This is a genomic window from Actinomycetota bacterium (assembly GCA_030682655.1).
Classification (GTDB): Bacteria; Actinomycetota; Coriobacteriia; order Anaerosomatales; family JAUXNU01; genus JAUXNU01.
The window spans coordinates 81527-106549 of the sequence record JAUXNU010000127.1 but is presented as its reverse complement, the minus strand read 5'-3'; the positions used below and the strand labels follow the sequence as shown (position 1 = coordinate 106549).

The window sequence follows — 25023 nt, the reverse complement described above, 5'->3', positions numbered from 1 at the left end:
AGTCGTCGTCGCCGTATGTCTCCTCGAGCACCAACAGGCCGGTCCGCTCTTCCCAGTCTGCGCTGATCGCCCACCCTATCGATCCCGTGTCCGTGACCCCACCGTCCTTGCCGATGAGGTAGAGCCGCTTGCCGGAGCCCTCGGCCTCAGCCGCGAGCAAGACCCCGTTCGGCCCGGTACCCAGTACCTCAAGCGACCAGGCATTCTTCCATTCCTCCGGAACCTTCAGGCCAAGAACATCGGCGGCATCGGACACCTCACCGCCCGGCTCGATCGCCCTTACGACGTTGTTGGGCTGACCGCTGTCTGATTCGTCCGCCCATTGCTGTTCGACCCAGATGAGCACGTCGCGTGTGGAGTCCCACATGACCGGGCCGCTCGCGCCGCCGGTGAGCAGGACGGATGCGACGGCGTCGCCGCTGGCGGCGTCCAGCACGATGAGACGCCGCTCGGGAGAGTCCCACGGCATGTCATCGGATGAATCGGGCGCCATCTGTGCGGCCTCGGACATCTGCGCCAGTTCCTCGATCGCCAGGTACGCTCCGGACGGTGACCATCCAACCACCGAAAAGGTACCGAAGCCCTCTGGAAGCGCCGCCTTGTGCCCTTCCCCGGAAGACGCAGCGTTGTTGAACAGCATCTTGGCGGGAAACGCGCCGCGCAATGGATCGATCTCACAGTAGGCGACCCAGTCGGCCGGTCCCGGCATCGCCCTCCATTTGGCCGGCACGTCAGCGCTCGGAACAGAATCAGGCTCGTCCAGCGCCCATGCCAGCAGCTCGCGCGGGGGACTGTCGAAGGGGCCCGCTCCGGGGACGAAGACGTCCTCCTCGGTGACGGCTTCCGCAACATCGTCAGCGGTGGCCCGGACGAGCCAGACGACCGGGGCCGCCTTCTCGACCGTGGCGACGAGAAAACCCTCCTGGGTGCGAACGTCACCGCTCTCTGAGTCCCACACCGCAACGAACGGCGTGCCCGCCGCGTTCTGCGTCTGGATCACGGCGAACTTGCCGTCGGCGGTCCAGCGCGCAGAGGAATCAACCGGCGCAACCCAGGAGTCGGAACCCGAATCGACCAACGGATCGATGATGTAGGTCTTCGCAAGCCAGAACGCCAGTCCCGAGGCGATGATGATGAAGGCGACGATGACCCCGATCACGACCCAGATCCGCGACCTGCCGCGCTCACGTCCAGACATCGCACCCACACCAGGTACCGCGCCGGGCGGCAGTGGGTCTGGCGACGGTGGTGCGACGGTTGCGGGACGGTCGCCGGAATCATCGGCCCCTGGAGTGTCTGCGGGGCTCCTTGGCAGGTCAACACCCTCGTTCAGGTCCGACATCCGGTCCCCTCTCGCACCGTTCTAGTCAACAACCAGCGCACCAACCAGGTCGGTGACCTGGTCGATGCCACGAGCATGACAGAACTCCACAAGCCCGTCGATGACGCGCACAGCGCTGGTGGGATCGACGAAACTCGCGGTCCCGACGGCCACGGCGCAAGCCCCTGCAAGCAGGAACTCGACAGCGTCCTCGGCGGTCATGATCCCGCCCATGCCGATGACCGGGATGTCCACGGCCCCGGCAACCTGCCAGACCATGCGCACGGCGACCGGCTTGATCGCCGGGCCGCTCAGGCCACCGACGACACGGGCGAGTTTGGGCCGGAAGGTGTCCACGTCCACGGCCATGCCAAGGAGAGTGTTGATGAGCGAGACCGCATCGGCCCCCGCGTCCGCTACCGCACGAGCGATCTCAGCGATGTCGGTCACGTTCGGGCTCAGCTTGACCACCAGGGGGCGCGTGGTCGCTTCGCGACACGCACTTGTGACCGCGGCCGCGCCAGCGCAATCGGTTCCGAACGTCATTCCGCCAGCGTCCACGTTGGGGCACGAGATATTCACTTCGTAGCCGTCGACCCGGGACTCTGCCTCGAGACGTTCGATCACGCCAACGTACTCGGCGACCGTGTTGCCGGACACGTTCACGATCAAAGGAACGTCGATGTCGCCGAGCCAGACAAGGTCCCGGGCGCAGAACGCCTCCACACCGGGGTTCTGCAGTCCGATCGAGTTCAGCATTCCGCTTGCTGTCTCGGCGATGCGCGGGCTCGCATTGCCAATCCACGGCTCGACTGACACGCCCTTCGTGACCAGGGCCCCCAGACGTCCGAGGTCCATGAAGTCCGCGTACTCCCGTCCCGACGCGAACGTCCCGGAAGCGGTCATGACGGGATTGCGCAGCTCAAGGCTGCTGATGCGCACGCGCATGTCGACGGTCACGACGCCACCTCCCGCAAATCCGTGCACGAACGCCTAATGCCTGGGCGGTATCTCGGTCGCATCCCAAAGCACCTCCTCGGCGTCGAAGACCGGCCCGTCTGCGCAGGCACGCTTCAGGCCGGTCGTGGTCGTGACCACACAAGACAGGCACGCACCGATACCGCACGCCATGAGCCGCTCCAGCGAGACCTGGCACGCCACACCTGCCGAGGAGCACTGCTCCGCCACAGCGCGCTGCATGGCCTCGGGACCGCAAACATACGCGACATCGAAGGTGTCCGCCGCAAGCAACCGTCCGGTCACCTTCGTCACCAGGCCTGCTTCTCCCGAGCTGCCGTCCTCCGTAGCGACCTCGACCCGTCTCGCGGTGCGCTCGAAGACCTCGCGCGCCACGAGACGCACGGCCGTGGGCGCACCGAGCGCGACCGTGACCGCGACCCCCGCGGTCGCAAGCTCCTCGGCGAGCATGCCGAGCGGTGCCGCGCCAAGCCCTCCTGCGACCAGAAGCGCATGTTCGAGACGCTCCGGCACGGCCCATCCACGACCGAGCGGGCCAATGAGATCCATCTCGGCGCCGGGCGACGCCGTCGCCATCTCCCGGGTGCCGACACCGAGAACCTGGTACAGGATCTCGATGCGATCTCCGGAAACGCGATGCACGGAGAACGGCCTGCGCAGGATGAAGTCACGTCCCCGCGCGACCCTGAGGTGCACGAACTGTCCTGGCCGCACGTGCGCCGCCACCCGGGGCGTCTCGAGAACTAGCAGGCCCACTCCGGTACCCACGCGATCGTTGGCGACTACCAGCGCCGGCTCGAGCGCGGGCCGCGCGCCCGTATGGTCGGCGTCGCAATTCACGGCGACACATCCTGGAAGTCCTGGAGCGCCACGGCGTTCAGCCGACCGTCCTTGATGGCCTCGATCGCCTGAACGACCGCGGTCGCGGCCGGAATGGTCGTGATGTTCGGGACTCCGTGCTGCACGGCCGCCGTGCGAATGTGGTACCCGTCCGAACGCGTTTCCTGTCCGAACGGCGTGTTGATAACAAGCTGGACCTCATCGTTGACGACAGCGTCCACGATGTTGGGACGGCCTTCGTGCTTCTTCAGGACCTCCGTGACCGGGATGCCGGCCGCGCGCAGTGTCTTGGCGGTTCCGCGGGTGGACAGGATCTTGAACCCGAGTTGATGCAACTGCTTGACCACCGGCACGATCGCTCGCTTGTCGCGATCGCACACAGAGACGAACGCAGCGCCTCCCCTGGGCAGTGAGTAGTCGATTGCAAGCTGGGACTTCGCGTAGGCCGTCGGGAAGTCATCGGCCACTCCCATGACCTCGCCGGTCGACTTCATCTCCGGGCCGAGGACGGTGTCCGCACCCGGGAAGCGCCCAAAGGGCATGACCGCCTCCTTCACACAGAAGCGTCCGAGCTCGCGACCCTCATCGGGCAGGTCCATCTCCGCGAGCTTGTGGCCGGCCACGACCCGAGCGGCCACCTTCGCGAGCGGGACACCGGTCGCCTTGCTCACGAACGGCACCGTGCGGCTCGCTCGCGGATTGACCTCTAGAACGTAGACCGCCTGGTCCTTCACCGCGAACTGGATGTTGATGAGTCCGCACACGCCGAGCGCGAGCGCCAGCGCCCGCGCATGACCCTTGATCTCCTCTATTGTGTCTTCGCCGAGCGAGAAGGGCGGAATACAGCAGGCAGAATCACCCGAATGGATGCCGGCCTCCTCGATGTGCTCCATAACACCACCGATGTAGACGGTCTGCTCGTCACAGACCGCATCGACATCGACCTCGACCGCACCCTCCAGGAAGCGGTCGAGCAGCACCGGATGGTCCGGCGAGACGCTGACGGCCTCGGCCATGTACCGCTCCAGGTATTCCTCGTTGTACGCGATCACCATTCCTCGCCCGCCAAGGACATAGCTCGGACGCACCAGGAGTGGGAATCCGATGCGCCCTGCGACCTCGACCGCCTCTTCAAAGCTCGTCGCGGTTCCCGCAGCCGGGTACTTGATGCCGAGGCCGTCGAGCACGGCGGAGAAGCGCCGTCGGTCCTCGGCCAGGTCGATAGCCTCCGGCTTCGTGCCCAGGATGGGCACGCCTGCAGCTTCGAGCGCATGCGCGAGCTTGAGCGGTGTCTGGCCGCCGAACGTCACGAGCACTCCCGCAGGCTTCTCGGCGTCGCAGATATCCATGACGTCTTCAAAGGTCAGCGGCTCGAAGTAGAGGCGGTCGCTCGTATCGTAGTCGGTCGACACCGTCTCGGGATTGCAGTTGACCATGATGGTCTCGTAGCCAAGGTCGTGCAGTTCGTACGCGCCGTGAACGCAACAGTAGTCGAACTCGATGCCCTGCCCGATCCTGTTCGGCCCCGCACCGAGGATCATCGCCTTGGGTCGCTCGCTCGGGGCGACTTCGTCCTCGGTCTCGTATGTCTTGTAGTAGTAGGGCGTGCTCGCTTCGAACTCGGCCGCGCAGGTATCGACCGACTTGAACGTAGCCTTCACCCTGAGGTCGAGCCTTCTGACGCGCACCTCTGCCTCAGTCGAACCTGTAAGGTGCGCGATCTGCGGGTCAGACAGCCCATGCTGCTTCGCGTCGCGCATCTCATCGGCGGAGATGTCCGCCAATGCGCGACCAGCCAGTCCTCGCTCGACAACGACCATCGCTTCGATCCGGCCAAGGAACCAGGGATCCACGTGCGAGAGGTGGTGCACGTCTTCCACGCTGCGCCCCCGCCGGAAGGCCTCGGCGATGTAGTAGATGCGCTTCTCTGTAGGCGTCGCAAGCCGGATGTCGAACTTGTGCTCGTCGAAGGAGTCCTTGCCGTCGGCCCCGAGGCCCAGCCGGCCGTTCTCGAGAGAGCGCATCGCCTTGCCGAGCGCCTCCTCGAAGGTGCGGCCGATCGCCATCACTTCTCCCACCGACTTCATCCTGGTAGTGAGGGTCTCGTCAGTGCCCTTGAACTTCTCAAACGCCCAGCGGGGAACCTTCACGACGGTGTAGTCGATGCTCGGCTCGAAGCACGCCGGCGTCTTCTTCGTTATGTCGTTGGAAATCTCATCGAGGGTGTAGCCGACGGCGAGTTTGGCAGCGAACTTCGCGATCGGGAAGCCCGTTGCTTTCGACGCGAGTGCGCTGGAGCGTGACACCCGGGGGTTCATCTCGATGACGACCATGTGCCCGTCTACCGGGTTGATTGCGAACTGCACGTTGCTCCCGCCGGTCTCCACGCCGATCTCACGCATGATGGCTATCGACGCGTCACGCATGGCCTGATACTCGCGATCGGTCAGGGTCTGGGCAGGAGCCACGGTAATGGAGTCACCGGTGTGCACGCCCATCGCATCGAAGTTCTCGATGGCGCAGATGATGACGGTGTTGTCGCTACTGTCGCGCATGACCTCCATCTCGTACTCTTTCCAGCCGAGCACGCTCTCCTCGACGAGCACCTCGCCGGTCGGCGACAGCGCTACGCCTCCCGCGACGATGTCCCGCAACTCGTCGTGGTTGTAGGCGATGCCACCCCCCGCGCCGCCGAGCGTGTACGAGGGACGCACGACCACCGGGTAGCCCAGATCAGCCACGACGTCCTCGGCTTCGCGCACCGAGTACGCGTATCCGCTGCGCGGGACATCGAGCCCGATCCGCTGCATCGCCTCGGCGAAGAGCTTGCGGTCCTCGCCCTTCTTGATGGCATCGAGCTTCGCACCGATGAGCTCGACGCCGAAGTCGTCGAGCACGCCCGCCTCGGCAAGCGCGACAGCGCAGTTCAGCCCCGTCTGTCCGCCGAGCGTGGGAAGTAGAGCGTCAGGCCTCTCACGTTCGATGATCTTCGCGACGAACTCTGGAGTCACCGGCTCGACATAGGTCCGATGCGCGATACCCGGATCGGTCATGATCGTCGCCGGGTTCGAGTTGACGAGAACGACCTCGTAGCCGTCCTCCCGCAGGACCTTGCACGCCTGAGAGCCCGAGTAGTCGAACTCACAAGCCTGGCCGATGATGATCGGCCCGGCACCGATGACCAGCACTTTCTTGATGTCGTCACGACGGGGCATGCTGCTCCTTCTCTAGGGAACGATCATCACGGGACACGACGCCTGCCTCATCAGCGTCAGAGATACGCTGCCAAGGACAGCCTCCAGTAGGGGATTCGGACCCTGCGTGCCCACTATCATCCCTGTGGCACGGCGTTCCTTGGCCTCCTGCAGAACGGCCCGGCGAGGATCCCCCTGCCTGACGACTGGACGCGCCGTGATGCCCTTCTCCGCAGCTATCGCCGCCATGTTGCGAAGCTGGAACTCCGCTCCATCTTCGGTGCGGCGAATACGGTCGCCGACAACGGCGGCGTCGATGACATGGGTCAGAAACGCGGTGCCAACGGCATCCTTTGGCATCGAGAGGAGCGCGTCGAATGCCCGCATCGACGACGACGAGAAATCGATCGGCACGATGATCTGCTTCGCGAATGCCCTCGCCAACTCGGCCGGGTGCTCGCGTCCCCGCATGAGGTCGTAGCGGACGGCGATCGTCGGTACGCTCGCGTTGGTCACCATGTCCTCGGAAACGGACCCGGCGATCAGCTTCGTGAGCAGCCCCTTGCCGTGGGTACCGCACACAACCGCGTCGACGTGCGTCTCGGCGGCGATGCCCATCAGGCATTCCGAGACCGGGCCCGTGACTACCCGCACCTCCACATCGAGACCGGCGCTCGCAAGATCCGAGCTCATTGCGCGGATCTGCTCGCGCACCTTGTCCATCGTGGCGGCGATGACCGGACCCTCCATGCCGCTGGCCTCGACTGCATGGCCAAGGACCACGCGTCGCACGCCAAGCGCGGCAAGCCCCTCGGCGTACCGGAGCAGCAAGCCGAACTCAGGCGAGAAGTCGGTCGGGACCATCACACTCCGCAGCATCGACGCCCCCTACCCCTTCCTGGCCTGCCGGTCGACCGTCTGGTCCATGAGCCGCGTGAACTCGCCGAACAGGTAACGGGCGTCATGTGGGCCCGGTGCCGCCTCGGGATGGTACTGGACGCAGAACGCCGGGAAGTCCAGCAACCTGATGCCCTCCGTGGTCATGTCGTTCAGGTTCACGTGCGTCAGCTGCACGCGGCCGAAGGTCTCCGACTGCACGACCGGTGGCACGCCTGCGCGTGCCCAGGCACCCAGATCCGAGCCTTCCATTGCCAGCCCATCGCTCTCTTCGGCCAGTACCGGTCCTATGGAACCGAAATCCACGCAGAATCCGTGGTTCTGACTGGTGATCTCCACGCGGCCCGTGAGCAGGTTCTTCACCGGCTGGTTGCCGCCGCGGTGACCGTACTTGAGCTTGTACGTGCTCGCCCCCACCGCGAGCGAGAGCATCTGGTGGCCGAGACAGATCCCGAAGACCGGCCTCGTGCCCAGAACCTCCCGGACGGTCCCGTAGAGGTAGTCCACGGCAGCCGGATCGCCGGGCCCGTTGGCGACGAAGATGCCGTCAGGCTCAAGCGCCAGCGCGTCGGCAGCAGATGTCGTCGGCGGCACCACGATCACCTGGCAACCCGCCTCTGAAAGCTGCCGGAGGATGTTGTACTTGATACCGGAGTCGAACGCCACGACCTTGTAGCGCGGTGAGACCGGCAGCACACCTGTGTCGACCGGCACTTTACCGTCAGGCCCCGCGTTGCCCCACTCGAACTGCTCGCCCACGGCGACCTCAGCCACCAGATCCCTTCCCACAAGCCCCGGGGACCCCAACGCCTTCGCCACGAGTGAAGCGGGGTCAAGATCCACGGTCGAGATGACCGCGCGCATCGCGCCGGCTTCGCGAACGTGCCGGGTCAGGCGGCGCGTGTCGACACCCTCGATCGCGACGACACCGAAACGCTCTAGGAACGCAGGCAGGCTCTCCTCGGAACGCCAATTCGAGGGCTCGCGGCACATCGCGCGAACGACGAACCCCTTCGCGAACACGCCGCGTGACTCCATGTCGGCGCCGTTGGTTCCGTAGTTGCCGATGTGCGGCATCGTCATGGTGACGATCTGCCCGGCGTAGCTCGGGTCGGTCAGCACTTCCTGATATCCCGAAAGCGAACTGTTGAACACGATCTCGCCTGCGGCCTCTCCATCAGCGCCGCAGGCCAGACCCTCGAATACCGTCCCGTCCTCGAACGCGAGCAGCGCAGGCTTGCGTGCCGTCACCGGTCGACCACCTTCCCGTTCCGCAGAACGATCCTGCCTCCGACGAGCACCTCCGAGGCCTTCCCGAGTAGCGCAACTCCGAGAAAAGCCGAGTTGGCCGAGAGGCTTTCGAACCACCCTTCGGTCACGGCGACCCGTGCTTCCGGATCGAAGACGGTGATGTCCGCGACCTGACCCTCCGCGAGCCGCATCTCCGGCAGTCCCGGAACGGCTGTACGCGCACCATGGCACATGCGCTCGACGACGACAGGCCAGTCGATGACCTGCTTTGCCACAAGATGGGTGTTCACCAACGAGAGTGCCGTCTCCAGCCCGGTGGTGCCGAAGGGCGCGATCTCGAACTCGAGCTCCTTCTCGTGCGAAGCATGAGGCGCATGGTCGGTGGCGATGCAGTCGACCGTACCGTCCAAGAGCGCAGCCAAGAGGGCTTCGCGATCGGCGACTGTGCGCAAAGGTGGGTTGATCTTCAAATTCGTGTCGTAGGTCGTATCGATCGCGTCCTCGTCAAGAAACAGGTGATGCGGCGTGGCCTCGCAGGTGACCGGTATGCCCTGCTCCTTGGCAGCACGGACGAGCTCCACGCTGCCGGCTGTGGACAGATGCGCCAGATGCAAACGGCATCCGGTGAGTTGGGCGAGGCGGATGTCGCGGGCAACAGCGATCTCCTCGGCAGCTGCGGGCCAACCGCTCATGCCGAGGCGGGTGGAGACCACACCCTCGTTGACGACGCCGCCCGCGGCAAGTGCTTCATCCTCGCAGTGCGAGATGAGCACGGTCGGCAGCATCTTCGCGTAGTCCATCGCAAGGCGCTGCATCCCGGCGTCCTGCACGCCATGGCCGTCGTCGGAGAAGGCGACCGCGCCGGCGCCGTGCATGTCGGCGATCTCCGCGAGTGCGGTTCCTGCACTTCCCATGGTGACAGCGCCGATGGGATACACCCTGCAGAAGGCCTGCTCCTCGGCCGCCTCGATGACATAGCGCACCGCCGAAGCCGTATCGCAGATCGGTGACGTGTTCGGCATCGCGCAAACCGCCGTGAACCCACCGTGAACGGCCGCACGTGAGCCCGTGAGTATCGTCTCCTTGTCTTCGCGACCCGGATCCCGCAGGTGGACGTGGAGATCGACCAGACCCGGCATCACGATCTTCTCGGTGCAGTCGATAGCCAGGGCGCCCTTCGGCGGTTCGATGCTTGGTGAGATTGCCGCGATGACGCCCTTTGAAACAAGCACGTCCGCGACCTGATCCAGCCCCACTGCGGGGTCGACCACACGCCCGCCTGCGAGCAGGATATGCTCGTGAGAAGCGCTCCGACCCGTCATGCAGCCTCACCTCCGAGCAGCAGGTACATCGCGGCCATGCGCACTGCAACGCCGGCGTTGACCTGGTCGAGCACGATCGCCCGGTCCGAATCCGCAACTGCCGAGGAGATCTCGACGCCTCGGTTCATCGGCCCCGGATGCATAATGCGGGCGTCAGGCTTCATCGCGTCGAGACGCTTCCCGTTCATGCCGAAGAGCTTCGCGTACTCGCGCAGACTCGGGAAGGGCATCCCGTCGGCGCGTTCCATCTGAATGCGCAGCATGTACGCCACATCGAGATCGGGAAGAACCTCGTCCAGCGAGTAGCAGACGCCCGCGCCAAGGACGTCCGGGCGCGCGGGCATCAGCGTGGGCGGACCGATGACGATCGGGCGGGCGCCGACCGCGCGGAGCGCGGGTATGAGCGACCCGGCGACGCGCGAGTGAGCGATATCGCCGACGATGCCCACGGTCAGTCCCTCGAGGCGACCCATGGTCTGCCTTATCGTGAACAGGTCGAGGAGCGCCTGAGTCGGGTGCTGGTGCTTGCCGTCGCCACCGTTGACGACGTGGGCGTCCATGCACTCCGCCAGCACCTGCGGTGCGCCTGCGTACTTATGGCGCACGACGATGAGATCGCAGGCCATCGCCGACAGAGTCTTGGCGGTATCTCGCAGCGACTCCCCTTTTGCGGTCGCCGACGCGGAGCCCGACATGTTGACGGCGTCTGCGCTGAGACGCTTGGCAGCTAGCTCGAAGCTCGTCCTCGTGCGCGTGCTCGGCTCGAGAAAGAGATTCACGACCGTGCGTCCACGTAGGGTGGGAAGCTTCTTGATGCGTCGTTCGTTGACTTCCTTGAACGACTCCGCCGTGTCCAGGATGAGAGTGATGTCCTCGGCGGACAGATCGTCCATCGACATTATGTGCTGGCCGGACAACATCATTCCGGGTCCTTTCCGCACGCCTCGAGAATCTCCGCCGCATCGATGCCGTCTGGCTCGGTGAGACGCACCCGGACGCGCTCCTTGCGAGACGTCGGAACGTTCTTGCCGACGTAGTCCGCGCGGATGGGCAGTTCGCGATGACCCCTGTCCACCAGCACGGCCAACTGCATCGAGCACGGCCGCCCGTAGTCCATGATCGCGTCCATCGCCGCCCGGATCGTGCGGCCCGTGTACAGCACGTCGTCGCAAAGCACGATGTCGCGCCCTTCGACGTCAAACGGGATGTCCGTGCGGTGTACCTCGGGATTGAGCCTGGTCGCAAGGTCATCACGGTAGAACGAGATGTCCAGCAGGCCGACTGCGACTTCGGTGCCTTCGATCTCGCGAATCTTGGCGGCGAGCGCCTCGGCCACACGGGCCCCACGCGTGAGGATTCCCACGAGGGCTACATTCGACGCTCCCTTGTTGGCCTCCAGGATCTCGTGGGCGATGCGCGTCAGAGCGCGTTCGATCGCCGGGCCGTCCATCACAACCGCCTTCGTGCGGTACTCCATCCCAGGCCTCCTCACAACGCGTTTCCCGGGCAACAAAAACGCCTTCTCGCAAGGCAGGCAAGAAGGCACATCGTACCGCCGACGCTCCGTCAGCAGTCTCGGTATGTTTCCCTTGCCGGCCTCACGGGACCGGGTTAAAAGGTCTCACGCGACCTTAGCAGCACAACGGGGTCCTGCCAAGGGGCCATGCCGCGCCGATAGATCAGCTCATCGGGATCTCGATCGTGAAGGTGCTGCCTTCACCCGGTACGCTCTGAACAAGGATGGTACCCCCATGCGCTGCAACACCGCGGTACGCGACGAACAGCCCAAGACCCATCCCGCCGAAACTCCTCGTGCTCGACATGTCTCCCTGCGCGAACAGCTCGAACAGACCTGCTGCCTCCTCCTCGGACATGCCAATTCCATGGTCCTGCACCGAGATTCTGGCTGCTTCGCCAACGGCCTCCACTGATACTACGATGTCTCCGCCTCGGGGAGAGTACTTGACCGCGTTGTCAAGAAGCCGGTCCAGAGCGTTGCTGACACGGGCCGGGTCGCACATGACCTCCGGCATCCCGTCCTGAACATCGAGTCGAACGCTGAAGCCGACCGGAGGCAGACCCGTGACGCGCTCGCTGACGAGTGCCCCGAGGTCGGTCGGCTGCTTCACGAGAGCCATGCCCTCCGATTCGACCTCGGTTGCTTCCAGAAGCGTCTCAACGAGTTCAAGCATCCGTCTCCCATTGGTGCGTATCTTCTCGACAGAGGAGTGAACCTGTTCCGGTCTCTCAGTCGGATCCATGGCCGCAAGCAAGTCAGAGAACCCGATGATGCTCGTAAGCGGGGTGCGCAACTCGTGCGAGACCATTGATATGAAATCCGTCTTCATCTGGTCGAGGCGCTGTCTCTCGCTGACGTCCTGTTTCACGATCACGACGTGGTGGACTCCACCCGTGGGAGAACTCACCGGGGCGATCGTCACGTCCTCGGCATATGGAGTCCCGTCCTTGCGAGTATTGGAGTTCTCCGCACGCCACACAGAGCCATTCAAGACGCGTTGCCATGCGGATTCATAGTCAGGTTCACGATAGGCCCCATCGTCGGGGCCGAAGATGCTCGAACCAGCCACATCATCCAGTTCGTAGCCGGTGAGCACGGTGAATGCAGGGTTCACCCAGCTGACCGTCCCCGCGGCGTTGCAGACAACGATGGCGCTTGCGGCCGATTCGACCGCAGCCGATAGCAGGACCGCCTCCTCGCGAGCCTCGACAGCCATAAGCGCCATGGCGACACGGTCTGCGTAGCGGGCCGCCGCCTCGAACCGCACCCCGTCAAACGCGTGCGGGTTGGCGGAGGTCAGCGCAAGGGCACCGAAGACGCGGTCGGTTCGGCGTAGCGGGAATGCGCAGCCGGACCGAATCCCAAGTGCAGCCGCACGCTCCTTCCATGATGCTGACAGATCCTTCTCAAGCCCGGCGATGGCCACCGCACCACGTTCGCGCAGAGCAGCGCGTGTAAGGCCATCCCCGTCAGCACGTCCCGAATCGAGGAGCCCTTCGATCGCCTCTCTGGTACACCCGGCACACGCCTTGATCTCAGGCTCGCCACCGGGTCCCGAGTACGCGATCCACGCTGCGGTCGAGCCAAGTTCGTGCGCAGCGTCCGAACATGCCACCTGTAGCACCTGCTCCTCAGTCGCGCCGAGAAGAATCGCCAGGTCCACATGTCCCAACGCCCGCTCGACAGCAGCCGAGATCGTGACCTCGGTGACATCGATCCCGATCGCAAGCGTGCCCGCGAGACCCCCGCCTTCACCCGGCAGTCGGACGACGGACCATTCGAGAATGAGCTCATCGCCTGACTTGGTGATCACGGGCGAGACTCCGCGCAGAGCGGGCCCTGCGTTGTCGACCGAGGAGAAGATATCAAGCTCCGGCGTGGGCTCATCGGAAGGATAGAGGGCCTCGGACGCGCGCGCGCCGAGAACCTCTTCCGCGGTGTACCCCGTGATGCGCTCGGCCCCGGGGTTGAACAGCGTCAGCCTTCCCTCGGCGTCCGCGACACCCACGAACACGTCCGCCGCCTCGATGATGCGCCGACTGAAGTCGCGCTCGGCCCGCAGTTCTTTCTCACGTTGGCGCCGCTGCGCCACCTCCTCGTCCAGCTCGTGGATCACGCGCGCCTTGGCGTCAACTTCCTCGCTCAGTGTCTGCATCGTGCTCTGCAGTATCGCGTTCGTCCGCTCGAGATCAATGAGCTTCTCCTCGAGCTTGTGCACGAGTCTCTCGCTGTACTCGCGAAGCACTTCGGCTTCCTCGCGCATCGCCGGAGCGCGCACTTCCTCCGATGTGGACATGAGCGCGTCAATGGTCTCAAGGAGAGTCTCCGGCTCGACCGGCTTGCTGAGGAAGCCGTCGGCACCCAGCCCGGCGGCGAACTTCTCATCGGCGGGATCCGTGTATGACGCAGTCAGGAAGACGAGGGGTATCCTGGCAAGCGCCTCGTCGGACTTCCATTCGCGGGCAAGCTGGTATCCGTCCATGCGCGGCATGAGGATGTCCGAAATCACGACGTCCGGCATCTCCTCGCGACCCTTCTCAAGCGCCTCGAGTCCGTCACCGGCTTCGATGACCTCGTGTCCCGCGGACTTGAGAATCGACGCAACGAGATAGCGCCCGGCCTCGTCATCGTCAACGACAAGCACTCTCACTGAGTCTCCTCCGAGCTGTCCGGAATCAGGTAGTGCTCGACCTGGCCCACGAAGAGCTCCGGATCGATCGGCTTCGAGATATAGCCATCACATCCGGCGCGGAGAATCGCCTCCTTGTCGCCCTTCATCGAGTAGGCAGTGAGCGCCACAACCGTCACTTCGAAGTCGTCCGAGGCCTTGATGCGACGCGTCGCCTCGAACCCGTCCATCCTCGGAAGCAGCATATCCATCAGGATGAGGTCCGGACGACTCGCGAGAGCCGTGTCGACGGCCTCCTGACCGTCGCGGGCGGAGAGCACGTCATAGCCCGCCTTCTGGAGCAGGAACTTCGCCAGGTACATGTTCTGTGGATCGTCCTCTGCAATGAGAATCCGGGCGCTCATCCGGATCCCTCCTCTGTTTCACGCAAGTCCGATATTTCGCAAACATCCGACCCTGATCCGGCCGCAGTGTGCCCGGCCGCGCCGGGAATCTCTTCACCGGACGGCCACGTGAGGGGCACCTCCAGGGTGAAAACAGAACCCTTGTCCAACTCGCTTTCTATGTATATGTCCCCATGGAGGAGCCGCGCGAGCTTGAGCGAGATCGCCAATCCGAGACCTGTGCCTCACTCATACCCCGGGGCGATGTCCGGAGAACCGGATGCTTCCCCCCGAACCAGACCGAGAACCTCCTCGCCGGCCTCGGTGACGCTCATCGATTCTGGAGCCAAACGCTGCAGCACCTCCTCCAGATCCTCCGGAAGCGGGTCGACGAACGCCAGATGCTCGCCGGTGATCGGGTGTTCCAGCTCGAGCTTGTAGGCATGCAGGAACTGCCGGGAAAGCCCCTGATCCGTCTTCTGGCGCGCAGCGCCGTAAACCTGATCGCCGACGACCGCGTGATCGATATAGGCCATGTGCACGCGAATCTGGTGTGTTCGGCCTGTGTAGAGCTTGCACTCCACAAGCGTGTACCCGTCATCGTGCGTCCCCGCTGCGAACCTCTCAAGGACGCGAAATGTCGTTACCGCTTGCTTCGCGCCTGTCGAATCGGAGACAGCCATGCGCATGCGATCGCGCTGGTTGCGGCCGAGTGGGGCGTCGATGATCCCGCTGTCGGGGGTGATGTATCCGTGTACGAGTGCGATGTAGCGGCGATCGATCGCCCGGATCTTGATAGCCTCACCGAGCGCTGCCTGCGCATGGTCGGTCTTCGCCACCATCATGAGCCCGGTCGTGTCCTTGTCCAGACGATGCACGATACCCGGGCGGTCCTCGCCCTGCAGCGTGCCCAGATCATCGGCGTGGGCAAGCAACGCGTGCACGAGAGTGCCCGTCCAGTTGCCTTGCGCGGGATGCACTACGAGTCCGGCCTGCTTCGACAGCACGATCATGTGCTCGTCCTCGAACCGGATGTCGAGTGGAATCGACTCCGGCACAAGCGCTCCACGATCGGCCGGCGGAATCTCACCCTCGATCCGGTCGCCCGCGCGCACCACGTGGCGCTTCGAAACGACCACGCCGTTGACCCGCACGAACCCTTCCTCGGCCAGTCTCGCACCGACAGACCGCGATGCGATGGGCTCAAGCGTGCCCAGGAGCTTGTCGACCCTCTCGCCGGCCTCCTGGGAACGCACGGTATGTTCGAAATGCTGCGGGGTCACGGTCCATCACAACGCGGCTCGTCCGGTAGCAGGGTGGACACAGCATCAGTTGTCGAATCGGAGACTTCGTCTTCGTTCTCGGACTCCGGGTGAGGTTCCGGGCCAAAGAGGATCCAGACGATAAGAAGCCCGACGCCCACCAGTATCGAGGAGTCGGCGACATTGAATACCGGAAAGCCCCGGACTTCGAGGAAATCGGTGACGCGGCCGGCCATGACGCGGTCGATGAGGTTGCCGATCGCCCCTCCCGCCACGAGCGCGGTCGCCACGAGCAGCCAGCGTGTCCTTGGCTTCCACTGGATCCAGTACGCGAGAATCGCAAGCACGACGACGAGTGAGGTCGCGACGAAGACGGGGCGAGCACCGGGAAGAAGCCCGAAAGCGGCACCGGTGTTTCGGACATGCGAGATGTAGAAGATGTCCGTCACGAGAGTGATCGACTCGCCGGGGTGCAGCGCGGCACGAATGACAGCCTTCGTGAACTGGTCGAACACGAGAACGACCGCGAGTGTGATCGATGCCACAAGCGCGGGACGCCGCGCCTCTACCGCGATTCTTCTGCCGACTTGCACGTGATGCACAGTGTCGCCGTAGGCATGGCCTTCAGACGCTCGTCGTTGATGTGCTCGCCGCATCTCTCGCACGTCCCGTATAGCCCATCATCGATGCGCGCGAGAGCTGCGACGACAGCTGTAAGAGCATCGCGCACGTTGTCGTCGAGAGTCATGTCGAGCTCTCTCGCGAACGTCGCGGTACCCTGATCGGCCATATGATCGCGGTAGTTGTTTTCCCCGCTGGCCTCCGAAAGCGCCTCGTGACCCTCGCGCTGGATCTCCTCGACCTCGGCCCGCAGGCGCGACAACTCAGCCTCAAGGTGGGCGCGCAGTTCCTGTTTGGTCGCTTTGTTCATGAATCCGTCCCGTTGCGCGTTATCGGAAAGCGCCCGGAGGTCCCGGGCGCTTACATGGTTCTCTCAGGATTATACCACTCATGAACTGCCGAGGAACCAACTCGCAGGTGGTGGCGTCGGTCGTCGGAGCACGGCCCTGGCTACCGGATGCCGGCCACGACCTCCTCGCAACGCGAACAGAGACCGTTCTCGCCGAGTTCGCGAATGTTCCAGCACCGGGGACACTTGGCTCCGGTGGCCTGCGTCACGCTCACAGATATCTCCTCGGCGGGTTCCAGGATCACCGTCGAGACGATGAACATCTCGGCTAGCGCATCGAGACCTCGAGCCTCCAGAACCACGAGCCCATCGGCAGGAACGCCGAGGACGATCGAGGCCTCCTGGCTCTTGCCGACTACCTTGTCATTTCGGGCGTCTTCGAGCGCTTTGGTCACGACATCTCGAGCCTCAAGCACTGCCCCGTAGGCATCGCGCAGAGACGCCGCTTCGTCGGCTGGGACATCAACACAGGGCCATCCGGCCAGCAAAACGCTCTCGAAACCGCGGCGGAGTGGCTCCGGGGCAAACTGCCACACCTCCTCGGCAGTGAACGAGAGGATCGGGGCCACGAGGCGCACGAGCGACGTCAGCACGGCCGCGAGAACCGTCTGGGCACTGCGGCGCGACAGCGAATCGGTGGCGTCCGAGTACAGCCGGTCCTTCAAGACATCCAGGTAGAACGAGGAGAGGTCCGTGACGCAGTAGCCGTAGACGGTGTGGTAGACCATGTGGAACTTCCAGGCGTCGTAGGCGTGCGTGACGCGATCGACCACGTCCGAGAGGCGAACGAGCGCATACCGGTCGATCTCGGGCATGTCGGCCCATGCGACGGCCATCGAGGGCTCGTAGTCCGCCAGGTTCGAGAGCAGGAAGCGGAAGGTGTTGCGGATCCGACGATACGCTTCGCTAGTGCGGTCGAGGATCTCGTCGGAGACCGACACGTCCTGGCTGTAGTCGGCGGAGGCCGCCCAGAGGCGGATGATGTCGGCACCAGACTTCGCAACCACGTCGAGCGGCGACACCACGTTGCCGAGGGATTTCGACATCTTGCGACCGTCGCCATCGACGATGAAGCCGTGGGTGAGCACGCGCTCGAACGGGGGCTCGTCGTATGCGCCCACGCTCGTGAGCAGCGCCGACTGGAACCAGCCGCGGTGCTGGTCCGATCCCTCGAGGTAGAGTTCGGCGGGCCGGTGCAACTCGGGGCGCGGTTCGAGCACGCTGGTGTGGCTCACGCCCGATTCCCACCACACGTCGAGGATGTCGTCCTCGGGGACGAGCTCGGTGCCGCCACAACGCGGGCATGCAGTGCCCTCGGGCAGGTAGTCTGCAGGTTCGCGGATGAACCAGGAGTCCGCACCCTCCTTCTCCCACTGCGAGATGACCGCGTCGAAGGTCTCATCGGTCGCCACTGTCTCGCCGCACTTGACGCAGGAGAAGACGGGGATGGGCACCCCCCACGCGCGCTGTCTGCTGATGCACCAGTCCGGCCGGTCGGCGACCATGCTCGAGATGCGGTTTATCGACCAGCTTGGGATCCATTCGACCTTCTCGGTCGCGGCGAGTGCTTTCTCGCGCAAGTGCGTCTTGTCCATAGAGACGAACCACTGCTCGGTCGCACGGAAAATGACCGGCTGCTTGCAGCGCCAGCAGTGAGGATACGAGTGGGAGGTCTTCCCGGAGTGAGCGAGCGACCCGCGCTCACGCAACCACTCTACGATCACAGGATTCGCGTCGTTCACGTTCAGTCCGGCGAACGGACCACCGCCTGCATCGAACACGCCGTCATCGTCCACCGGCATGGGTGCCGGCAGGCCGAACTGCTTGCCTACCAGATAGTCTTCTTCACCGTGACCGGGGGCGGTATGAACCGCGCCCGTTCCGGTGGTGAGTTCGACGTGGTCGCCCGTGATGATCGTGCCCTCCACACCGTCATGTATCGGCTGGTCGTACGTAGCGCCCTCGAGATCGCTACCCTTGATGCGAATCGGCGAGCCGTCCGACCCGGTTGCCACCGAGTAGTCCCACCCGATCACCCGGCCCACGTCTTCCACGAGTTCCTCGGCCACGAACATGATCTCGTCGCCCACCTGGACGCCCACGTAGTCGGCTCCAGCCGCAAGGGTCACGGCGACGTTCGCAGGCAGAGTCCACGGCGTCGTCGTCCAGATGAGCACCGAGAATCGACCGTCTACATGGGAGAACAACTCAGGCCTCGACCTCAAGTAGAACTTAACATATATGGAATCTGAGGTTTCGTCGGAGTACTCGATCTCAGCTTCAGCCAAGGCGGTCTTGCAGCGAATGCACCAGTGGATCGGCTTGCTGCCTTTGTAGATCATGCCGCGCCGGTACATCTCCTTGAAGATCCTCACGTTGCCGGCTTCGTAGGCGTGGTTGAGCGTCAGGTAGGGGTCTTCGAAATCGCCCATCACGCCGAGGCGCCTGAACTCCTCGGCCTGCACGCCAACGAACTTCATCGCGTAGTCGCGGCACAGCTCGCGCAGCTTCGCCCGCGATATCTTCTGCATCTTCTCCGGGCCGAGGTTCTTCTCGACCTGGTGTTCGATGGGCTGACCGTGACAGTCCCATCCCGGAACGTAGGGGGACCAGTACCCGCGCATCGTCTTGTACTTGACCACAAGGTCCTTGAAGACCTTGTTGAACGCGGTACCCATGTGGATGTGCCCGTTCGCGTACGGAGGCCCGTCGTGCAGGATGAAGGTCTCGCCACCCTCGTTGGCCGCCAGCGCCTTCTCGTAGATCCGGTTCTCGTCCCAGAAGACAAGCCGCTCCGGCTCGCGCGCGCTCAGATTCGCGCGCATCGGGAACTCCGTTTGCGGCAGGTTCATCGTGCTCTTGTAGTCCGGCTTCTCGCCCATCTGCTCCCCTTCGCCACGCATGGATCGCCCGCCGCGCCCGCGCCCGGGCACGAAAAGACGCGCTCGTCACCTCTGCCGGGACGAAGCGCGCCTGCACTCCGCGGTACCACCCAGCTTGCGCGGAGTCTCCCCGCACGCCACTCGGTCGCCCTGTAACGGGAGCGCCCGTCGGAGCCTACTGGCCAAGGAGCCGCGCTTCCGGCGCCTGGCGGTTCGGTCCGAGGCTGATGGGGTGATCTTCGGGAAACGGACCACGCGGGCTTGCACTGTCCCCGCTCGCTGCATCGAGGTCCGGGGCTTCCCTACTCGTCCCCGTCGTCGCCTATCGTACTTTCGCACACCGCGACCCGAAGCCGCGATACGCGCGATGTTACTCCAGGTCGCAAAGGGCGGTCAACGAAGCCCCACGGTCGATCGCGTCAGAACAGACCTTCCGGGCGCTGCCCGAACGCTCTGCGAAGGTCGTCCTCGGCCAGTCCGGTGATCTCGACCTGTTTGTGCCGGGAACTCTCCCCACGAACGACGGTCACGGTGCCCTTCGGAACGCCGAGCGCCCCGGCCACGACGCGGCATGTCGCGGCGTTGGCCTTCCCGCCTTCCGGAGCCACTGTGACCCGCACAGACAGTTCACCCCCTCGCCAGCCCGCGATCTCATCGCGACCCGACTTGGGGGTGACATGTACGGAGATGCGTACGGGCTTCACATGCGTGCCTAGTCGATCTCCTCGATATCGATGTCGTCCTCGCGCTCACCCATCGAGTCAAACGATGGCATGGAGAACTCCTGCGGTTCGTCGAACTCGGGTTCTTCGGCCATGAGGTCTGGTGCCTCTACCTCGCCGAGGGTGACGCTCTCCACGAATCCGGATGCGGGAGGCTCCTCCGCGAGCGACTCAGGCGTTATGTACTCGATCTCGGGTTCGGAAGTCGGCACCGCCGGCTCCACGAACAGCTCGGCAGCGGGTGCGGCTGCAGGTGCCGCGATAGGAGCGACCTCGGAGGGCGCGGTGCGCGCTGCCTCGACGGCCTCCTGCGTGGCGACCTCGACGGCTCCCATGACACCGTCGTCTGTCTCTCCCATCAGCACGTTCACGTCGTCGGGCAGCGATATCTCCGAGAGCCCCCGCACGTGACGCTCGAGCATGCCTTTGAAGCCGGCACGGAACTCCTCCTCGGCCTGCTTGATGCGGACGAGTTCAGCCGCAACCTTCTGCTTCTGCGTGAGGGCGTTGTGGATGATCTCCTTGGCCTTGACCTCGGCGTCTCGCAGCAGGGTCGCCGCCTCGTCCCGGGCCTTCGCGACTATGTCCTCGGCGGAGCGCTGCGCGGCGAGCATCGTGTTGTGGACGGTCTGTTCCATTTGCTGGTACGAGCGGATCTTGTCCGAGGATGCATCGAGGCGCTCCGAGAGATCGATGTTCTCCTTGAAGAGCCGTTCGAACTCATCGGCTACGTCGTCAAGGAAGCGATCGACCTCAACGACATCGTACCCGCGCAGCGAGTGGCGGAACTCCTTGTGGTGGATGTCCAACGGAGTGAGCTTCATCCGAACCGGTCCTTCCAACGAGTGTGACTAGCGGAGCAGAGGCAGTAGCATGCCACGAACGACGTACTGAAGCACCAGATATGCTACCAGAGGGGAGAAATCCATCCCCGCGCCGCCCACCGATGCCGTGGGAACGATGCGACGGAACAGGCCGATATACGGCTCGCAGACGGTCCCGAGCACGCGATAGACCTCGTAGATGAACCCCTCACGCACGGGGAACCATGACAGGATTATGTAGGCCACGATCAGAAGGCCGTAGAAGCTCACCAGACGGTCCACAACGTCGAAAGCCACGTTCACGAGCCTAACTCCTTCGCCCGCTTCACAGCAGCGTTGACGGCGGCTCCGAGCGACGCGCGGAAACCGGATGCTTCGAGTGCCTCTATGGCCGCGATCGTGGTGCCTCCGGGACTCGACACGCCGTCGACCAGTTCCTCGGGGTGCACGCCGGTCTGTTCGATGAGGTCCGCCGTGCCTCGAACGGTCTGCACGGCCAAGATCTGCGCGACATCGCGCGAGAGACCCTGCCTCACGCCGGCGCGCGCCAAAGCATCCACGAAGATAGCCACGTATGCGGGACCCGATCCCGAGATTGCCGTCGCCACATCCTGATACCGCTCTTCGAGCACGACAGCCTTGCCAAGGAAGGAGAACAGCTCCCGCACCAGATCGACCTGCTCCGCAGTGGCCTCCGAACCGCCGGATATCACGGCCATCCCCTGACCGACCATTACTGGGGTGTTCGGCATCACCCGAACGACGGCTACACCGCTCCCGAGCGCGGATTCCAGGCGGGCGCACGAGATACCTGCCGCGATAGAGACCACCAGTGCGCCCCCGATCGCGGGGGCAATGGTCTCAAGCACGGTGTCCATGATCTGCGGCTTCACGGCGAGAAGGACCACGTCGCCCGCGCCCGCCGCATCCACGGCGTCAGCTACGCACCGCACGGCGTAAGACGCGGCAAGATCCTCGCGGCGCCCGGCAACCGGTTCCGCAACCACGACCGCCTCCGGTGTCACCACGTTCGCAGCCAGCAAACCGGCGACGATCGCCTCGCCCATCCGCCCCCCGCCGATCACTGCGAGCGTGCCCGATAGCTTGAAGTGCCCTGTGGTCATGGGTCTACTCCAAGGGGAAGAGGCCCTTGTCGCGCAGGCGTCGCATATCACCCGCGGACACGTCCACGTTTGTCGGCGTGAGCATGAACACCTTGTCCGAGACCTTCTGGATACCGCCGTCGAGACCGTACGTCAGCCCGGACGAGAAGTCGATGAATCGCTTGGCGAGATCGGGACTCGTCATCGTCATGTTCACGATGACAGGGGTCCCCTGCTTGAACTTGTCTGCGATGTTCTGGGCCTCGGTGAAGCTTCTGGGTTCGATGATGTGCATCTTGACCTGCGGAGTCATCTGGGCGACTCCTGAGCCGGATGGCACGCTGCGAAGACGCTCACGATCGCGTGAACGCGCCTCACTCCAGGCCCGCTCGATGTCGGGTTCGCGATTGGCCCGCCTGGTGCCGAATCCGGTACCCTGCGGGGCTTCGCTGACAGAACGTCCATAGAACCCGTCCGCACTTTCGGAGTCATCGGCGGCGTTTCCATCGGCGAACTCGTCGTCTTCGTAGTACTCGTCGTCCCAGTCGTCCTCGAGTCCGAGGCGTACCTTGATGTTGTGCCACAAACCCACGTCGCATCTCCCAGCTACCAGGCTACCTGCCGAAGATCGCTCTTCCGACACGCACGATGGTCGCACCCTCTTCGACCGCGACAGCGAAGTCGTTCGTCATACCCATCGAAAGCTCCACTAACTCTACCCCATTCGGACTCGTCGCGCTCAGGGAATCGCGCAGTCCGCGGAGTTCGCGAAACACCCATCTCACGTCCTCGGCACGAGCGAACGGAGCCATGGTCATGAGTCCGCGGACCACCACATTCTCGCGAAGAGCTGACTCTTCGAGGATCTCCTCGAGTTCCCCCGGCACGAGGCCGTGCTTGCTCTCCTCGCCAGACACGTTCACCTCGAGCAGTACCGGCTGGACCACGCCCGCCTCGGCCGCCTTGCGATCGATCGTGTCGAGGAGCCTGAGCGAGTCGACCGAGTGGATCAGGCAGGCCCGGCCGACAACGTCCTTGACCTTGTTGGTCTGCAGTGTCCCGATGAAGTGCCACCTGACATCAGGGAACAGTCCGTACTTGCCAAGGAACTCCTGGACACGGTTCTCCCCGAAGTCGCAGATCCCCGCAGCGATGGCATTGCGCACCTCGGCCACACCGACGGTCTTGGTGACGGCAACGACAGTGACGTCGTCCGGCGAGCGGCCGGCGCAGTCCGCCGCGTGAGCCACCAGGCCGCATACAGACTGGTAACGCTGGGCAACGGCGCTCAAGCGGCTATTCCTCGCTCCAGTCATGCAGGGCATCAAAATCGCCGGTCACCATGTATGCGATGCGCTCGCCGATATCGACAGCGTTGTCGGCGATCCGCTCGAGGTAGCGCGACGCGAGCACCATTGACGATGCCCATTCGATGTCCTCTTCGTCCTGCAAGCGAGCAAGCTCCCGGAAGAACTGCTTGTAGAGATGGTCGATCGGCTCATCGAGTTCTTGCAGCTTGCGCGCAAGCTCGAGGTCCGCCTTCTCAAAGGCCTCGTTGGTGGCATCGAGCACGCGGTACACAAGATTGCCCTGCGCCTGAATGAGATCGTACAGGGTCTGTGGTCCCTTCTTCCCCGCGGTCCTTTTCGCCGCCTTGGCGATATTGACGGCGAGATCGGCCATGCGCTCAAGGTGCAGCGCCATGTACGTGAGCGAGTAGAGCAGGCGCAAGTCCCGGGCTACCGGGAACTGGGTCGCAATGACCTCAAGTGAGTGCTCCTCTATGCCCAGGCAACGTCTGTCGATATCGCTATCGCTGGCAATCACTTCCTCGGCCAGGTCGATGTCGCCGGTCACTAGCGACGTCACAGCCTTGCGGGTGATATCGGTGACATCACGACCGATGCCGAGGACCTCCCGCTTGAGATCTTTGAGTTCTTTCCTGAAACCTTCGCGCATAGTGCCTTTCAGCTCCTCGGACAGGGGCCGGGTCGGAATAGAGAGCATTATATCGCCGAAAAGCTGGAGCTCGGCGTTTTCACCGTCTTGTTACGCACGTGTCGCCCGGAGGCAACACTCTACATCATCGCAACCGCCGGCTAGCCGAAGCGGCCGGTGATGTAGTCCTCTGTCCTCTTGTCCTTGGGACTCGTGAAGATGTTGGCTGTCCGGTCGTACTCGACAAGCACGGCAGGCTCCCCGGTCTGTTCCTGGAGGAAGAACGCCGTGAAGTCGCTCACCCGCGCTGCCTGCTGCATGTTGTGGGTGACGATGATGATCGTCACTTCGTTCTTGAGTTGCGCCATGAGATCTTCGACCTTCTGGACGGAGGTCGGGTCGATCGCCGAGCACGGCTCGTCCATGAGCATGACCTGCGGCTGAACGGCGAGAACGCGGGCGATACAGAGTCGCTGCTGTTGCCCGCCGGACAGGGTCAGCCCGCCGCGAGGAAGAATGTCCTTCACCTCTTTCCAGAGGTTGGCCTTCTCAAGCGAGCTCTGCACGACTTCGTCGAGATCCGCCTTCTTGCGCACGCCATGCAGCCTTGGACCGTAGGCGACGTTGTCGTAGATCGACATCGGGAACGGGTTGGGCTGCTGGAAGATCATCCCGACCCTACGGCGGAGGTCGACGGAATCTACACCCGGGGCATAGATGTCCTGTCCATCGAGAGCTACGAGTCCTTCCACGCGCGTGCCTGGAATCAGGTCGTTCATGCGGTTGATGCAGCGCAGGAATGTCGACTTCCCACATCCAGATGGGCCGATGAAGGCTGTGACCGCAGAATCCCTTATGCCGACCGTGATCCCCGTAAGCGCGTTGAAGTCGCCGTAGAAGAAGTTGAGGCCCCTCACGGATATCTTGTCACGCCCCGTCAGTGACCGGTCGGGGCTCTCATGCGTGTTGCTGCTGTCAGCCATGCGCG

General features: G+C 64.0%; 23 protein-coding genes. All 23 read right to left on the bottom strand.

The annotated features are described in order from the left end of the window. Positions 1 to 1342, bottom strand: a 1342-nt coding sequence (locus tag Q8K99_08105) for a hypothetical protein (protein ID MDP2182519.1), incomplete at its 3' end; no start/stop codon positions are given. Between the two features lie 21 nt (positions 1343 to 1363). Then, on the bottom strand, positions 1364 to 2281 hold the full coding sequence (locus Q8K99_08100; protein ID MDP2182518.1) for a dihydroorotate dehydrogenase: 918 nt from the start codon (positions 2279 to 2281) through the stop codon (positions 1364 to 1366). Positions 2282 to 2314: 33 nt separating this feature from the next. Continuing rightward, on the bottom strand, positions 2315 to 3139 hold the full coding sequence (locus Q8K99_08095) for a dihydroorotate dehydrogenase electron transfer subunit (GenBank protein ID MDP2182517.1): 825 nt from the start codon (positions 3137 to 3139) through the stop codon (positions 2315 to 2317). Beyond that, positions 3136 to 6354, bottom strand: coding sequence for a carbamoyl-phosphate synthase large subunit (gene carB, locus Q8K99_08090; GenBank protein MDP2182516.1), 3219 nt, complete (start codon positions 6352 to 6354; stop codon positions 3136 to 3138). The genes Q8K99_08095 and carB overlap by 4 nt, the downstream gene beginning before the upstream one ends. A 12-nt stretch (positions 6355 to 6366) precedes the next feature. Next, entirely contained in the window at positions 6367 to 7212 is an 846-nt protein-coding gene (locus tag Q8K99_08085; GenBank protein MDP2182515.1) for a universal stress protein, read from the bottom strand. 9 nt (positions 7213 to 7221) lie between these two features. After that, positions 7222 to 8481, bottom strand: a complete 1260-nt coding sequence (carA, locus tag Q8K99_08080) for a glutamine-hydrolyzing carbamoyl-phosphate synthase small subunit (protein MDP2182514.1) — start codon at positions 8479 to 8481, stop codon at positions 7222 to 7224. Further along, positions 8478 to 9803 (bottom strand): dihydroorotase, encoded by a 1326-nt coding sequence (locus Q8K99_08075; GenBank protein MDP2182513.1) that lies wholly within the window; start codon positions 9801 to 9803, stop codon positions 8478 to 8480. The genes carA and Q8K99_08075 overlap by 4 nt, the downstream gene beginning before the upstream one ends. Beyond that, on the bottom strand, positions 9800 to 10726 hold the full coding sequence (locus Q8K99_08070; GenBank protein ID MDP2182512.1) for an aspartate carbamoyltransferase catalytic subunit: 927 nt from the start codon (positions 10724 to 10726) through the stop codon (positions 9800 to 9802). The genes Q8K99_08075 and Q8K99_08070 overlap by 4 nt, the downstream gene beginning before the upstream one ends. Then, a complete protein-coding gene (gene pyrR, locus Q8K99_08065; GenBank protein ID MDP2182511.1) occupies positions 10723 to 11280 on the bottom strand; it encodes a bifunctional pyr operon transcriptional regulator/uracil phosphoribosyltransferase PyrR in 558 nt (185 codons plus the stop codon). The genes Q8K99_08070 and pyrR overlap by 4 nt, the downstream gene beginning before the upstream one ends. Positions 11281 to 11482: 202 nt before the next feature. Beyond that, the gene (locus Q8K99_08060; protein MDP2182510.1) at positions 11483 to 13972 is read right to left on the bottom strand and encodes a PAS domain S-box protein; all 2490 of its coding nucleotides are present in this window, start codon (positions 13970 to 13972) and stop codon (positions 11483 to 11485) included. Beyond that, the gene (locus tag Q8K99_08055; GenBank protein ID MDP2182509.1) at positions 13969 to 14355 is read right to left on the bottom strand and encodes a response regulator; all 387 of its coding nucleotides are present in this window, start codon (positions 14353 to 14355) and stop codon (positions 13969 to 13971) included. Before Q8K99_08055 ends, Q8K99_08060 begins: the two co-directional genes overlap by 4 nt. Before the next feature lie 224 nt (positions 14356 to 14579). After that, positions 14580 to 15590 carry an RluA family pseudouridine synthase gene (locus tag Q8K99_08050; protein ID MDP2182508.1) on the bottom strand — a complete coding sequence of 337 codons (1011 nt, stop codon included), beginning with the start codon at positions 15588 to 15590 and terminating at the stop codon, positions 14580 to 14582. A 23-nt stretch (positions 15591 to 15613) separates the two neighbouring features. Beyond that, positions 15614 to 16189 (bottom strand): signal peptidase II, encoded by a 576-nt coding sequence (gene lspA / locus Q8K99_08045; protein MDP2182507.1) that lies wholly within the window; start codon positions 16187 to 16189, stop codon positions 15614 to 15616. Continuing rightward, complete coding sequence (locus Q8K99_08040) at positions 16162 to 16527, bottom strand: TraR/DksA C4-type zinc finger protein (protein ID MDP2182506.1); 366 nt, start codon at positions 16525 to 16527, stop codon at positions 16162 to 16164. The genes lspA and Q8K99_08040 overlap by 28 nt, the downstream gene beginning before the upstream one ends. Before the next feature lie 140 nt (positions 16528 to 16667). Further along, positions 16668 to 19448, bottom strand: coding sequence for an isoleucine--tRNA ligase (gene ileS, locus Q8K99_08035; GenBank protein MDP2182505.1), 2781 nt, complete (start codon positions 19446 to 19448; stop codon positions 16668 to 16670). Between the two features lie 419 nt (positions 19449 to 19867). Beyond that, entirely contained in the window at positions 19868 to 20152 is a 285-nt protein-coding gene (locus Q8K99_08030; protein MDP2182504.1) for a DUF167 domain-containing protein, read from the bottom strand. A gap of 8 nt (positions 20153 to 20160) precedes the next feature. Beyond that, positions 20161 to 20994 carry a DivIVA domain-containing protein gene (locus Q8K99_08025; protein MDP2182503.1) on the bottom strand — a complete coding sequence of 278 codons (834 nt, stop codon included), beginning with the start codon at positions 20992 to 20994 and terminating at the stop codon, positions 20161 to 20163. 27 nt (positions 20995 to 21021) lie between these two features. After that, positions 21022 to 21297, bottom strand: coding sequence for a YggT family protein (locus tag Q8K99_08020; protein ID MDP2182502.1), 276 nt, complete (start codon positions 21295 to 21297; stop codon positions 21022 to 21024). Beyond that, positions 21294 to 22118: a pyrroline-5-carboxylate reductase gene (gene proC / locus Q8K99_08015; GenBank protein ID MDP2182501.1), complete on the bottom strand. Its 825-nt coding sequence runs from the start codon at positions 22116 to 22118 to the stop codon at positions 21294 to 21296. Before proC ends, Q8K99_08020 begins: the two co-directional genes overlap by 4 nt. A gap of 4 nt (positions 22119 to 22122) precedes the next feature. Beyond that, positions 22123 to 22689, bottom strand: a complete 567-nt coding sequence (locus tag Q8K99_08010; GenBank protein MDP2182500.1) for a cell division protein SepF — start codon at positions 22687 to 22689, stop codon at positions 22123 to 22125. 22 nt (positions 22690 to 22711) lie between these two features. Next, positions 22712 to 23389 carry a YggS family pyridoxal phosphate-dependent enzyme gene (locus Q8K99_08005; protein MDP2182499.1) on the bottom strand — a complete coding sequence of 226 codons (678 nt, stop codon included), beginning with the start codon at positions 23387 to 23389 and terminating at the stop codon, positions 22712 to 22714. A gap of 4 nt (positions 23390 to 23393) precedes the next feature. After that, positions 23394 to 24056 (bottom strand): phosphate signaling complex protein PhoU, encoded by a 663-nt coding sequence (gene phoU / locus Q8K99_08000; GenBank protein ID MDP2182498.1) that lies wholly within the window; start codon positions 24054 to 24056, stop codon positions 23394 to 23396. A gap of 140 nt (positions 24057 to 24196) precedes the next feature. Next, the gene (gene pstB, locus Q8K99_07995) at positions 24197 to 25018 is read right to left on the bottom strand and encodes a phosphate ABC transporter ATP-binding protein PstB (GenBank protein ID MDP2182497.1); all 822 of its coding nucleotides are present in this window, start codon (positions 25016 to 25018) and stop codon (positions 24197 to 24199) included. Positions 25019 to 25023: the final 5 nt, after the last annotated feature.

Excerpts from the sequence above, each read along its gene's own strand:
- carB (MDP2182516.1), bottom strand. The coding sequence starts at position 6,354 with ATGCCCCGTCGTGACGACATCAAGAAAGTGCTGGTCATCGGTGCCGGG.
- pyrR (MDP2182511.1), bottom strand. The coding sequence starts at position 11,280 with ATGGAGTACCGCACGAAGGCGGTTGTGATGGACGGCCCGGCGATCGAA.
- Q8K99_08085 (MDP2182515.1), bottom strand. The coding sequence starts at position 7,212 with ATGCTGCGGAGTGTGATGGTCCCGACCGACTTCTCGCCTGAGTTCGGC.
- ileS (MDP2182505.1), bottom strand. The coding sequence starts at position 19,448 with ATGGGCGAGAAGCCGGACTACAAGAGCACGATGAACCTGCCGCAAACG.
- Q8K99_08055 (MDP2182509.1), bottom strand. The coding sequence starts at position 14,355 with ATGAGCGCCCGGATTCTCATTGCAGAGGACGATCCACAGAACATGTAC.
- Q8K99_08025 (MDP2182503.1), bottom strand. The coding sequence starts at position 20,994 with ATGAAGCTCACTCCGTTGGACATCCACCACAAGGAGTTCCGCCACTCG.
- pstB (MDP2182497.1), bottom strand. The coding sequence starts at position 25,018 with ATGGCTGACAGCAGCAACACGCATGAGAGCCCCGACCGGTCACTGACG.
- phoU (MDP2182498.1), bottom strand. The coding sequence starts at position 24,056 with ATGCGCGAAGGTTTCAGGAAAGAACTCAAAGATCTCAAGCGGGAGGTC.
- proC (MDP2182501.1), bottom strand. The coding sequence starts at position 22,118 with ATGACCACAGGGCACTTCAAGCTATCGGGCACGCTCGCAGTGATCGGC.
- Q8K99_08040 (MDP2182506.1), bottom strand. The coding sequence starts at position 16,527 with ATGAACAAAGCGACCAAACAGGAACTGCGCGCCCACCTTGAGGCTGAG.
- Q8K99_08070 (MDP2182512.1), bottom strand. The coding sequence starts at position 10,726 with ATGATGTTGTCCGGCCAGCACATAATGTCGATGGACGATCTGTCCGCC.
- Q8K99_08075 (MDP2182513.1), bottom strand. The coding sequence starts at position 9,803 with ATGACGGGTCGGAGCGCTTCTCACGAGCATATCCTGCTCGCAGGCGGG.